We start from the raw sequence: 13045 nt of genomic DNA on the forward strand, positions 1-13045 counted from the left end.
TTACCGGTCCCGCAGTTTTGGACGGGGACAGTTTTTGCGTCTAAACTAGTGGAGTAAGCCACACTATATAGAAGCGACTTCTTGTCGCACCATAAAACATGTTATAGGAAAACTATGTATTCTTAATGTTGGAAGTCGACTATTTTTGGCTAAATTAAGGGTAACCAAAACATAAATAAAGAGGAAGCAAAACATAAATAAAGAGGAAGCAAGTTCTCTTCCTCTTTATGATAAAGTTATTCTTTTTTCTCTATAAAGCAGTTTTTTCGTGTGTTGAAGAGGGCTGACTTTTATTTAACTTCCGTTTCATTGGAAAATAGTACAAAATTGCGGGGACAATTAATCCCACTAACCAAGCAATGTCCGCCCCTCCAAAAGCCTTTGCTATAGGACCTATATAGAATGAAGTATTAATAAAAGGAATTTCTGCAATAATGGCTATACCAAACGCTATACATGTAACTTGGTTTATCTTCCCGTATTGACCATTTAAGTCAAAGATATCTTTCACATTATATTTACCATGACGTAATAAATAATAATCTACAAGGTTAATAGATGTCCAAGGGATTAAGAAATAACTAATAAAAAAGATAAAGTTTAAGAAAAAGGACAGAAAATTACTTTGTCCTAATAGACACAAAATAGTACCTGCTAACGTAACACAAAATATCATTCCTATACGAACTTTTTGTGTTACTTTTATCTTCCAAAAAGGTTCTATGGTTGTAATGGTTGACATGAAGGCGCCATATAAATTAAAAACATTAATAGCAAGCTGGCCAAAAATAATAATTAGGTACATGAAGATAGAAAATTTTCCAAATAAAGAGGCTAAATTCCCCCCAGAGTGATCAAGAAAATTGGGAATTGCAATAGTCAAAGTTGCTCCTAAAACCATCATCCATACCGTTCCAACAAATGTACCTAGATAGCTATACCAAAATGTTTGAGAAGTTGATGTATTCACTGGCAGATAGCGAGAGTAGTCTGCTACGTATGGGGCGTATGCTAATTGCCATGTTGCTACAACACTAATCGATAGCAAGAATACAGGCCAATCTAAGCTAACTAACGACAAGCTGCCTGTCGGAAGTGGTAACTGAAATATAATAATAGTTGCTACTAGGTAAATTACAAGGGAGGACCATGATAATAATTTCTGCATTTTATGAATTAAATCGTGACCGTAAATTGTCACTACAAAACAAATAATGCTTAAAATTATGATACTCCAGCTCTGATTAATAGGAATTAAACTACTTAAAGTTTGAGCTGCAAGCACACTACTACTCGCAAAAAAACCTAAGTAAACGAACATTACAAGAAATAATGGAAAGATGGCTCCAATTACTCCAAACTGTGCTCGACTCTGAACCATTTGAGGGATTCCAAGTTTAGGGCCCTGAGCAGAATGAGAAGCCATGAAAATGGCACCTAATAGTGTTCCAATAATGATAGCAGCAAAACTCCAAAATAGATTAAGACCTAAACTAATGGGTAATGCACCTGTTACAAGAGTTGTAACATGCATATTTGCGCCAAACCAAATAGGGAATAAATCACGAGCTTTACCATGCCGTTCCTCCACTGGAACAAATTCAATACTACGTGTTTCAACTTTCACGGGACACGCCTCCTCATAAATTAACTGTTGAAAGTATTTGTATACATAAATGCATGTAGTGAAATTAAATTAGACTATATGAATAAACCTGTATACATTCTCTTCTTACAAAACATTTCAGACTATAAGGTTCTTATCCATTTACATACTTACACTCCATTAAGGGTTGATAATATCTGAATAATCAGAAAAATAAAGTTTTGATATTTTTCTCCTTTAGTCCCGTAAATGTCACATAGTAGAATCTGTTAATGCAAGAGGAATAATACTTACTACCGTTAATTCAAGAGGAACGTTTATCCTGTATAGTTATCTGCTTATAAAGCAATAATAACCTGCATCTTAATAGAGAAATTTTATACTATGTTTCATAGCATATACTCACTAAAAAAACAGAGCATAATGCATTTACGGATATTCCATTATTCTATTTTAAGCTAATTAAGGTTCCTAAAATTATTTTTAGTAGAAAGATTAGGGAATTTAATATTTTCTATTAATTGTTGTTTGCAAATAAGATTTGCACCACCAAAAAACTTCTTGCTTGTCTTAAGGAAGTTCTAAAACTTCCCATTCCTTGAGTTCTAAACGACGAACCCCTTCCAGAACATGGGGATCATTCTCCGCCATATATTTGGCTTCTTCTAGAGTTTCAGCGATATAGATAACCATTCCACCTGATTTATCTGAAAAAGGCCCTCTTCCCCAAATTTTCCCTTGTTGATCTAGTTTATTAAGATATTCAATATGATAAGGGAGAATCTTTTTATTCTTTTCTAAATCGAGCATATGCAATATTGCCGCGTAATACCTCATCTATTACGCCTCCTATTTAAACTAAAGATTAGTTTCTATTCCAAACAACGAGTTTTATCTCGGTCATTTCCTCAATTGCGTATTTTAACCCCTCTCTACCAAAACCACTCTCTTTTACTCCCCCATAAGGCATATGATCAACACGGAAAGTAGGGATATCATTAATCATGACGCCACCTACATGCAATTTTTCTGCTGCATTCAAAGCTGTATGTACATTTTCTGTATAGATTCCAGCTTGTAGACCATAGCGTGAATCGTTAACCAACTCAAAAGCTTCTTCAATAGAACTAACTTTATTAATTAAAACAATTGGGGCAAATACTTCTTGGCAAGATACTTTTAAAGAAGGCTCAGCATTTAAAATAACAGTTGGATAAAGGATATTATTCTCCACTTTTCCTCCTGTAACAATGTCTGCCCCACGTTCCTCTGCCTCCCTTATCCACTCCATACTTCTTTCTAAATCATTTGAAGAAATTAAAGCCGATAAATCTGTCTCAGCATCAAGAGGATTTCCTACTACTAATTTATTTGTTGCTTCAACAAATTTTTCAACAAATTCATTATAGATTTCTTCATGAACATAAACACGTTGTAATGAAATACAAACCTGACCTTGATTAGAAAAAGCTCCGGTTACACAACGGGAAATAATCTTATCAATATCAATCCCTTTATCAATAATTACTCCTGCATTAGATCCAAGCTCCAATGTTACTCGCTTTAACCCAGCCTTATTTCGAATCCCCATTCCTACACTTGGGCTACCAGTAAAGGTAATCATATTTACTCTCTTATCATTGACAATCTGATCTCCAATCACTCGACCACTTCCTGTTACTACATTGAGAGCTCCATTGGGAAGCCCAGCTTCTTGTAGTAGTTCAGCTATAAAAAAGGCTGATAAGGGTGTCTGTGAAGCTGGTTTTAAGACAATAGTATTACCAGCTGCGATTGCTGGACCAATTTTATGGGCTACTAAATTCATTGGAAAATTAAAAGGTGTAATAGCCCCTATGACACCTATAGGTTCTCTTTTTGTATAAGCAATTCTTCCTTCTCCCCCTTGAGCAGCATCAAGTGGCAATGTTTCACCATAAATTCGCTTTGCTTCTTCTGCAGCAAACTTATAAGTTTCTATTGTACGAGCAACTTCCGATTTAGCTGTTGTAATAGGTTTTGCAGCCTCTAGTGCGAGAATTCGTGCAGCTTCGTCTGCCTTTTGTTCTAATAGTCTACTTAAAGACTCTAAAATCCTTGCCCTTTGATGGGCTGGCATCTTCGCCATTTCATTACGGGCCTGATAAGCAACCTCTATGGCTTGATTTGTTTCTCTTTCAGTGGCTATAGGAATTTCAGCAATTACTTCTCCAGAATAGGGAGAAGATAGTGAGGTATACTCATCAGTTTCTATCCATTCCCCATTTATGAATAATCTTTTTTTCATATATCATTTCTCTTCCTTTCACCCATTAATTATAATTTTCAGCACCTAATTTATCGATTAAGTACCTGTTTCTAAATAATCCTTCGAAAAGTAGTTCTGTAATTTTATAGATAAACCTCCAGGTCCAAACTTCAATCGACCTTTTTCTGCCGTTTCAGATTTGAATTTTATTGATTCTAAAAAAGATAAGATATTTCGACGTCTTTCTAATATATCTGTTAATCCGTGTTTATAAAGCCAAGCATCTATTGTATTGTATACACCTCTGTTAATGCCATATTGAGAGTCACATAAGTTAACAAACATCAAGTCAGGTAAATGAATATTCCTTTCTAAAACTTTATTCATTTTATCCCTCCTATTAAAAGTAATTCATTTTTAGCCATCTGTTAGCTTACAAACGACTTTTAGCAAACTCAATATCCTTCTTAATTTGCAAAATTAACTGATCCAAATTTTCAAAGGCAATTTCATTCCGTATAAAGAAACAAACATCAACTTCTAGACGTTCGTTGTAAATTACTTTATTAAAATCAAAGATATGCACTTCGTAGTGGATACACGATTTTTCTTCATTAATCGTAGGTCTTGTTCCGACATTCATAATTCCTAAAAAAGATTCTTTATTATATATAACCCTTACGGCATATACCCCATGTGATAAATAGATTTTTTGTGAATCCACAAAAAGATTTGCAGTAGGAAAGCCTATTTCCCGGCCTATTTGATTTCCCATAATTACACGACCGGTAAACGTACATAAAACTTTTGATTTGTCTGTACGAAGAATCATATACTTTCCCTACCTTCCTATCAAACTTCTACTCCCTTTAGAGACTTTTGCATATAAACGACTTCTTTAGCCAGATTGTTCACTCTAGTTATAACCTCTTCATCAACTAATTCTTTTTGATCATTGAAATGACTATTATGAGCATATACATAACTAGGAGCAACAAAGGATCTAAAGTATCCCGCAATAGGTTTTAATTGGTTTTCAATCACAAGATAATGCTGATAAGTTCCCCCTGTTGCAGCGAATCCCATTACTTTGTTACGGAAAGATGTTGGAGGAATTAAATCAAATAAATTTTTAAGAACTCCGGTAATAGACCCCTGAAATATAGGAGTGCCAATAATATAGAAATCAGCTGAAGAAACGATATCAATGACTTTTCTCGTATCTTCGTTATAGGTAGAAGGGTTCCGTCCATCACAGAACTGGACATCGTAATTTTTCATATCCAGCAATTCCACCTTAATTTCCGGGTTGTTTCTTTTTACCTCTTCTAATAGGTTCTGAATGACTATAGCTGTCTTTGATCCTGTTATAGTTCCTGAAATCCCCAGTAATTTCATATTTAAAACGCTCCTTTACCTCATAATGAATGGGTCGACCATAGGTTCAGTTGAAGTATTCATCCAAACTACTTTATTTTGAGTATATTCATGAATGGACTCCACTCCGCCTTCTCTTCCATATCCACTCCAGTGTGATCCTCCAATAGATGCAATGGGGGAGATACTTCTATAAGTATTAACCCATACAATACCAGCTCGAACTGCCTTAGATATTTGATGTGCCCTTGCCAAATTGTTTGTCCAAATACCCGCAGCCAATCCATAGTTTGTGTTATTGGCTAAGCTAATGACTTCTTCTTCATTTTCAAATGGTATGATTGTTAAAACGGGGCCAAATATCTCTTCCTGAGCAATTCGAATTTCAGCATTAGTATGTTCAAAAATGGTTGGTTCAAAATACCATCCTTTTTTTAAATGTGCTGGTCGTTTTCCCCCGTAAATAAGATTAGCTCCTTGTCCCTTTCCTAGTTCAACATAATGTTCCATTCTTTTTAATTGTGATTCGGTTGCTAATGGTCCCATTTCTGTTGTTGGCGACATAGGATCGCCAATAACAATATTAGATGTGCGCGTAACAATTCGATCAACGACCTCATTATAAATACTTTTATGGAGAAACGCCCTAGATCCAGCCACACAACTCTGCCCCGATGCTCCAAAAATTCCTGCAATGATACCCATTGAAGCGCTTTCAATATCTGCATCATCAAAGACGATATTTGGTGATTTCCCTCCCAATTCTAATGATAATTGGGAAAAGTGTTTAGCTGAATTATGAACGACATGACGAGCTGACTCTGTTCCACCCGTAAAGGCAATTTTTCTAACAAGTGGGTGGCTTGTTAAAGCATTTCCAACAGGATCGCCAAACCCAGTCACTACATTTACAACACCTGGTGGGAATCCTGCTTTTTCTATGAGTGGCATTAATTCTAATAAGGAAGCAGAAGTAACTTCAGATGGTTTAATTACTATTGTGTTACCAGCTGCCAATGCTGGCGCTAGTTTTAACGTTGTAAGGTACAAAGGGGAGTTCCAAGGTGTAATAGCAGCTACTACCCCTAAAGGTTCTCTGGAAGTAAATACAAACATGTCTTTCTTATCAATAGGAAGAGTATCCCCATGAATTTTATTAGCGAGCCCTGCATAATAATAGTAGAATTCAGGAATATATTGAAGTTGTCCTCGCATTTCACGAATTAATTTTCCGTTATCTAATGTTTCGTAATCAGCTAGTTTCTCATAATCTTCTGCTATCAAATCGCCTAAACGTTGTAGTAGTTTTCCACGTTGTGAATATGTCATGGAAGTCCATTCAGAGTTCTCAAAAGCCTGGTGGGCAACTTGTACGGCTCTCTCTACATCCTCTGATGTTCCTTTTGCTACTTGGCACCAAGGTTCACCCGTTGCTGGATTGTAGCTCGTAAAATATCCACCATCACTTGATTCAACCCATTCTCCGTTGATATACATTTTATATTTTGCTAGTTCTGTCATTTGGTCATCTCCTTTTCAGAATATTTACTTAGTTGAGAAAGTAGGAGTTGATTTAGCGACTCAGGCGCCTCAATAGGTAACATGTGCCTAATGCCTTGGAAAATAACGACCTCTGAATGAGAAATTTCCTTAGCCATAAGTTCAGCCATTTCTGGGGTTGATCCATAATCCAATTCCCCTGTAACAATAAGAGTTTGACACTCTATTTGTGTTAATTGCTCATATATTTCTTCATCAGCCGTAGCAAACACGCGATAAGCTGCTGCATAAGCATCAGGTTGATTATTTTCAAGACATTTTTGAATTTGCCCTACTACCTCAAGATTTTCCTCTATAAAAGTCTGATTAAACCAACGTTTTATAGCCGCCTCAATAGTAGATTTATGTCCTTCTTTTTCAACTTTCTCTACCCTTGTAAGGACACCTTTTCTCTGCTCCTTGGAGCGTTTGGCGACGGAACTTATAATATTTAATGAAGATACTTTATTTGGATGAGATATAGCGTATGCTTGAGCAACTAATCCCCCCATAGAAAACCCTACTAAATGAGCTTCCGAAAGATTCAACAAAGAAAATAAATCATCTAATTGTTTAACAAAATGTTCTAACGCATAAGGCCCCGGGGGGCAGTCAGATCTCCCGTGGCCTAGCATGTCATAACAAATAACCCGATATTGGGAGGATAAAGATTTCACTTGCTTATGCCACATGTTTAGATCTAATCCAACCCCATGAATAAGTATAATCGGAACTCCTTGTCCTTCTTCCATATAATAAGTGGAACAATTACAGTTTAAAGATTGTTTCATTACGATTTCAATCCCATTTCTACCATATCCTGATGACGATCGCCAATTCGTGGATGTGGACGCCCTCCTGTGGAAGCACCAATGGCTACAACAATTTCATCCGCACGTGGTGCGTCTGGTATATTCACTTCAAAAGTAATAAAATGAGAACGTTTGGATTCATCAGTTTTGTGTACCATTGGGATGGTAATATAAGTACCTGGTCCACCTCGTTTATTTGTAAAAGATAAAATACTGGTTCCCTCTACTGCATCACGAAACTTGTTACCGAATCTAAACGTGTGAATGAGGGCAGAAGCATGTTCTAATTCGCCATTTACACCAACTACAGCTGCCTTACCAAATGCTTCTACCTGATCAGAGGAATCAATAACTTCAAATAGTTTGTTAACAAGCATCTCGCCTAATGGAGGAGCGTATTCTAAAATCTTCGGTTTTAAATCCTCCGTATACTCACAATCATTCCATGGGTTTTGAAGAACTGCTACAGCAGCAATGTTTAAAATTGGTGGTTTTACCTCCTTTCCACCCTCCATTCTTGTTTCCTCAACTACTGTATACAATTTTCGAACATTCACCATAATAAATAGCCCCCTTATACATGTAATGAAATATCTTTTTTAAATTTAGGCATAACCTCTTCTGCAAATAGTTTTGTACTACGCATAATTTTTTCATGTGATAAACTACCATGATTTGTCCAAAGTAATAATTGTTTTAAATTAAGTTCCTCTTTAAGTTCTTGAATTTTTTCTGCTACGTAATCTGGTGTTCCAAATAATAGATTACGAGAATGTAAAAATTCATAACTAAGTTCAGTACCAGGCTTTAATTCTTCTCCAGGATCCAGCATGTTGCCTAAACCACGCCAATGACAAATCCAACGATAAGTGTGTAATACAGCTTCCTCTGCATCTCTTCTTGCTTCTTCCATCGTATCTGCTACATAAACATCTCTTACAAGGGAAATACCTTCCCCTAGCTCTACAGGTACGCCCTTTGCTTCAGAAAGAGTGTCACGATATAATTCAAAGCGTTTCTTCAATTCTTTAACTGTAGGCATCCAAAAAATCCCGTTTACTTGATTTTCAGCAGCCCTCTTAATTGATCTAGGAGAATCGATTACTTGCCATATAGGAGGGTGAGGTCGTTGATGAGTTGTAGGTATGATAGACATTTTTGTAATTTCACCTTTTTCCATATCCATAAAGTCTTCAGATGGTGGACTCAATGGATGTTTCCATTGCAATCCAGGGGTAGGGAAATTATAAAATGTTCCTTTGTGGGAAAAGAATCGTTCAGACCATGCTTTTAATAAAATTTCATAAGTTTCTTCAAATAGTGCTCGATTTTGTTCTTGATCTTTGGGATTAGCTAATTGATTAAGGTTCATTGCTTCCCTGCCATAGAGGCCGCGACCAATCCCTACGTCTACACGCCCTCCACTTAATTGATCTAATAATGCTATATCTTCTGCTAATCGGAGTGGATGCCAGAAAGTAATAATATTAGCAGCCTGTCCAATTCGAATGTTTTTGGTTCTAGCTGCAATATCTGCTCCCATTAAAATTGGATTTGGGATTAACTCATATCCTTCATGACCAAAATGATGTTCAGTATACCAAATTGAATCAAATCCCACTTTGTCACAATATACAGCCTGCTCTCTAGCCTCCTCAAGTGCCTTTGTAAAATCCTCATGTTTCCATGGACGAGCTAGGTTTGCAAAAATACCAAATTTCATTTTACTCTCCTACCTTTCATCAATTTTGAAGATTTTAATTTTTAAATAACTTTTCTTTCATAATCTCTTTAAGTTTAGCTCCACTTTTTTCTACATGATCTCTCATTAGTTGTTCAGCTACCTTACTATCTTGAGACTTTATTGCTTCCACAATTCTTTTGTGTTCTTGTACCGATTTCTCTAATCGATTTGGTTGCTCAAGAGTTAAATATACAAATTTACTGTAAAAAAGCTGGTTAATTAGTAAGTCATAATGAAAGAGTAATTTACTATTTCCAGCTCCTGCTAAAATTGCTGCATGGAAAGTTGTATTAGCTTCTACATAATTGTCTATATTGTTCTCTCTCACAGAGTGCTCCATTTTTTCCATTGCTTGAACTAAATCTTCAAGTTCTGGTATTGGACCTCGTTTTGCCATTTCGCTAGCAGCAAGACCTTCAAGAGCCTCCTTTAGTGTAAACAACTCCGCAATTTCTTTTTCAGTGGGTTTTCTAACACATGTACCAACTCTAGGTATAATTTCAACTAATCCTTCCCTTTCTAATTGCTTTAATGCCTCTCGCACAGGAGTCCTACTCACATTCAGTTTTTGAGAAAGGGTCTTTTCAGAAATCTTTTGGCCCATTTCTAAATCTCCTGTAATAATCGCAGTGCGTAAAGCATTTGTAACTTGTGTATGAATACTATCAGTTGCAACAGATAGTTCCATTGAACTCACCTCTTTTCTTTTAGACTAAGCTTCTTTCTGTACCATGTACCATGTACCATACAAGGAGATGCTAAACAAAATACTAATGTAAGCGTGTACAATTGTCAATGATTTCAGAAAATAAAAAATATTTTCTTTTTTCGCTCTTTTATCTCTATTTATAAGAATAAAAAATTTTTTATTCTTATAAACTATTGAAACGAATTAATATTTTTTATGAGCACAATATATTTTATTTTTATTATTTCTACTGGTATATTTACTAATAAAAAGTAACCGAAAAAAACTTCACCTTTGCAAGTGCAAAACCTTGTTCTTTTAATGCTCTCCTTATTATGTTTTTTTATTAGAATGGCAACATTTCTAGACACTAATTATATAAAGGGAAACAGGATATAAATTATATTAGAAAAATGGGTGAAGATTAGATTAAGTAGATTACTTTCTATGCTTATGGGTTTCATAATTTTTTTAAGAACTAAAAAAGAGGACGATAGCGTCCCCTTTTCTTTACAAAGTAGTAGTTGTTTTTAGATTTTCATTAATAAATATTTAACAATCCATTCATCTATTCCATTTTTTGTTGTTTTTCGGCGTTCAAAACTTCTTGTGCAATCCGAAAACTATCTAAAGCAGCAGGAACTCCACAATAAATTGCTGTTTGTAAGAGAACTTCTTTAATTTCTTCTTCTGTAACGCCATTCCTTAAAGCTCCTCGAACGTGAGTTTTTAATTCATGTGGTCGGTTTAAAGCAGTAAGCATAGCTAAATTGATAATACTTCTAGTTTTTCTCGGAAGACCAGGTCTTTTCCAGACATCTCCCCAACAATATTCTGTTACAAGCTTTTGTAGATCCATATTAAAATCATTTGCATTATTAATTGATTTATCTACGTATTCTGTCCCTAATACTTCACGTCTAATTTCTAGTCCATCTTCAAAACGATTATTAGTCATTTTTTTCCCCTATTCTTTATTTATTAACTGCACTTACTTCACTTATTTTTATTAGATCCTTAATACCTTCACCAATGAGATCAAACAATTCTTCTATGTTTTCTTCCTCTACACAAGAAAATGCTATTCTTAAATCAGTGTCATTTATAGCTATCGTACCTACCCCATACTTTTCTAAGAGATGCAATCTTACTGTCTCTGCATTAACATTATGTAGTTTGAGACACATAAAGTAACCAGAATTAAACGGATAGTATTTCCAATATTTTTGATACTTTTCTTTGTTTAGTACCTCTTTTACCTTTGTAGCCCTAGCATACATAACCTCATATTTTTGTTGTTTTTCCTTAAGATATTCATTAGATTTTAAAGAATTTAATATAACAGTTTGAGACAAATGAGAACCACTTGAAATAGTTCCTCGTATAATCCCTTTTGTTTTTTGTTCAAGAGCGTCTAAGATAGTTAAGCTTTCAGATGCGTAAGTAATAAATCCTACTCTCAATCCCCAGACGTAATTTTCTTTTGTAGCTCCGTCAATCTTGATTGGTAAAATTCTTTCATGTAAATTAGCTAATTGCCCAAATAATGATTCTCTTAATGAATTTTCATAGAACAGACCAAAATAAGCATCATCTAATATAACAACCGTATTAATTCCATTTTGAGCAGCTTCATATAGTGCAGATATAATTCCTTCAACTTCCTTCTGATAAGGAGTGTATCCTGTAGGATTATTAGGGAAATTTAATAAAACTATTGCTTTTCCCTTCTCCTTTTGGTTAAGAAGACATTCTTTAAATGCAGGTACATTAAATTTTTCAAACTCATCAAACAGAGGATATGTAAGTATGTTAGCCTCTCTTCTAGTTTCAAATATAAAATTATAATTACCCCAATATTTATCTGGAAGAATAATAGAGTCATCTGCATTTACAAAGAGGTCAGCAACAATACTTAGGCCATGAGTTAACGCATTTGTGATTAGTGGTAAAGAGAATGTTTTGTTCTGTAATGAAGGGTTATCTTTTAGTAATTTACTTCTCCAAACCTCTCTTAAGGTTTGTTTTCCTGAAGGTGGAGCATAAGGATATATATCATTAGGGTCATAATTTCTAAATTGCTCTTGAATATGGTCAAAATGCATAGGAGTAGAATTTTCTGTTGCGATGCCAATAGTGGCATTAAAACGATGGGCTTTTTTATTAGCCTCAGCTGACTGACTTAAAATTCCTTTTGGATAATATGAATATTCACCCAATTTTGACAGCATTTCATTTATATATATGTTTTCCCTTTTTATATTGTCATTTAATTCCTTTGCGAGATGATTCATAAGCATTCCCCCAACACCCATAGTATAGTTAGAATTTTTATAATATTTTAACATTAATATAGATTTATTTCTATAATATTATAAATGTTCCATCAAACAGAATTGTTATAATTATAGGATCAAAGGTATAACTTTACCACTTTTCCATCCACTAGTTCTCCAATTATAAACTGGTAAAAAGGACAGATTACAAAGTAAAGAAAATATTTAACGTTATATTTTGAAAATGTATATCCTATTCATTTTTAATTAACATAATGTTGATTAGGGGAAGTTACTCGATTACTTTTGGCGGATATTGGTCAGATAATTGTCTTGGTAACTCTCTTTCCCACTCATCATCATTGCGCCAATCGTAAGTTTCCCCCTTGTTAACATTTAAAGTTTGATTTCCGATTTTAATGGTATCATTATCTATCCAGACTATATACGGATCTGCATCAGGGTAATTCCAATATATATTTCTTTTTCTGTTTGTTTGAGCATTAATTAATTCTCCCCTAGCCGCATCCAAACTTAATGAACCGCCATAATGAAAATAAGTTTTTACAACATATTCGCCATTAGGGGATTCTACTTTTCGGATTAATTCCCCTTTGGGGACGCCCTGTAGACTAAAAAATTTATAATATATACAGCCTGTTAAACTACTCATGAGGATAAGGAATATAATCCCTACCTTTATTAACCTCTTTTTCAAAATAAACCCTCCCATATTAATCCATTTTAATATAAAA

14 protein-coding genes are annotated in these 13045 nt (G+C 34.7%); all 14 read right to left on the reverse strand.

Going from position 1 to position 13045, the window contains the following annotated elements:
• Window positions 1-250: 250 nt before the first annotated feature.
• The 14 genes from MOC86_RS13450 to MOC86_RS13515 all read right to left on the reverse strand — a co-directional run bounded on the left by MOC86_RS13450 (window position 251) and on the right by MOC86_RS13515 (window position 13023).
• Window positions 251-1627: a purine-cytosine permease family protein gene (locus MOC86_RS13450; protein WP_268584622.1), complete on the reverse strand. Its 1377-nt coding sequence runs from the start codon at window positions 1625-1627 to the stop codon at window positions 251-253.
• A gap of 549 nt (window positions 1628-2176) precedes the next feature.
• Window positions 2177-2443: a YciI family protein gene (locus MOC86_RS13455; RefSeq protein ID WP_268584623.1), complete on the reverse strand. Its 267-nt coding sequence runs from the start codon at window positions 2441-2443 to the stop codon at window positions 2177-2179.
• A gap of 28 nt (window positions 2444-2471) precedes the next feature.
• A complete protein-coding gene (locus tag MOC86_RS13460; protein WP_268584624.1) occupies window positions 2472-3893 on the reverse strand; it encodes an aldehyde dehydrogenase family protein in 1422 nt (473 codons plus the stop codon).
• Between the two features lie 57 nt (window positions 3894-3950).
• Complete coding sequence (locus tag MOC86_RS13465) at window positions 3951-4241, reverse strand: hypothetical protein (protein WP_268584625.1); 291 nt, start codon at window positions 4239-4241, stop codon at window positions 3951-3953.
• Window positions 4242-4287: 46 nt separating this feature from the next.
• Window positions 4288-4686 carry a riboflavin kinase gene (locus MOC86_RS13470; protein WP_268584626.1) on the reverse strand — a complete coding sequence of 133 codons (399 nt, stop codon included), beginning with the start codon at window positions 4684-4686 and terminating at the stop codon, window positions 4288-4290.
• A 20-nt stretch (window positions 4687-4706) separates the two neighbouring features.
• Entirely contained in the window at window positions 4707-5252 is a 546-nt protein-coding gene (locus MOC86_RS13475; RefSeq protein WP_268584627.1) for an NADPH-dependent FMN reductase, read from the reverse strand.
• A gap of 15 nt (window positions 5253-5267) precedes the next feature.
• On the reverse strand, window positions 5268-6752 hold the full coding sequence (locus tag MOC86_RS13480; RefSeq protein ID WP_268584628.1) for an aldehyde dehydrogenase: 1485 nt from the start codon (window positions 6750-6752) through the stop codon (window positions 5268-5270).
• Window positions 6749-7561, reverse strand: coding sequence for an alpha/beta fold hydrolase (locus tag MOC86_RS13485; protein WP_268584629.1), 813 nt, complete (start codon window positions 7559-7561; stop codon window positions 6749-6751). The genes MOC86_RS13480 and MOC86_RS13485 overlap by 4 nt, the downstream gene beginning before the upstream one ends.
• The gene (locus MOC86_RS13490; RefSeq protein WP_113715381.1) at window positions 7561-8145 is read right to left on the reverse strand and encodes an amino acid synthesis family protein; all 585 of its coding nucleotides are present in this window, start codon (window positions 8143-8145) and stop codon (window positions 7561-7563) included. The genes MOC86_RS13485 and MOC86_RS13490 overlap by 1 nt, the downstream gene beginning before the upstream one ends.
• An 11-nt stretch (window positions 8146-8156) precedes the next feature.
• A complete protein-coding gene (locus MOC86_RS13495; protein ID WP_268584630.1) occupies window positions 8157-9305 on the reverse strand; it encodes an LLM class flavin-dependent oxidoreductase in 1149 nt (382 codons plus the stop codon).
• A gap of 34 nt (window positions 9306-9339) precedes the next feature.
• A complete protein-coding gene (locus tag MOC86_RS13500; protein ID WP_268584631.1) occupies window positions 9340-10014 on the reverse strand; it encodes a GntR family transcriptional regulator in 675 nt (224 codons plus the stop codon).
• A gap of 568 nt (window positions 10015-10582) precedes the next feature.
• On the reverse strand, window positions 10583-10972 hold the full coding sequence (pcaC, locus tag MOC86_RS13505; protein ID WP_268584632.1) for a 4-carboxymuconolactone decarboxylase: 390 nt from the start codon (window positions 10970-10972) through the stop codon (window positions 10583-10585).
• Window positions 10973-10988: 16 nt separating this feature from the next.
• The gene (locus MOC86_RS13510) at window positions 10989-12308 is read right to left on the reverse strand and encodes an aminotransferase class I/II-fold pyridoxal phosphate-dependent enzyme (RefSeq protein WP_268584633.1); all 1320 of its coding nucleotides are present in this window, start codon (window positions 12306-12308) and stop codon (window positions 10989-10991) included.
• A 274-nt stretch (window positions 12309-12582) separates the two neighbouring features.
• Entirely contained in the window at window positions 12583-13023 is a 441-nt protein-coding gene (locus MOC86_RS13515) for a DUF5412 domain-containing protein (protein WP_419146640.1), read from the reverse strand.
• Window positions 13024-13045: the final 22 nt, after the last annotated feature.

It is taken from the genome of Priestia endophytica (assembly GCF_026790145.1).
Classification (GTDB): Bacteria; Bacillota; Bacilli; order Bacillales; family Bacillaceae_H; genus Bacillus_I; species Bacillus_I endophytica_A.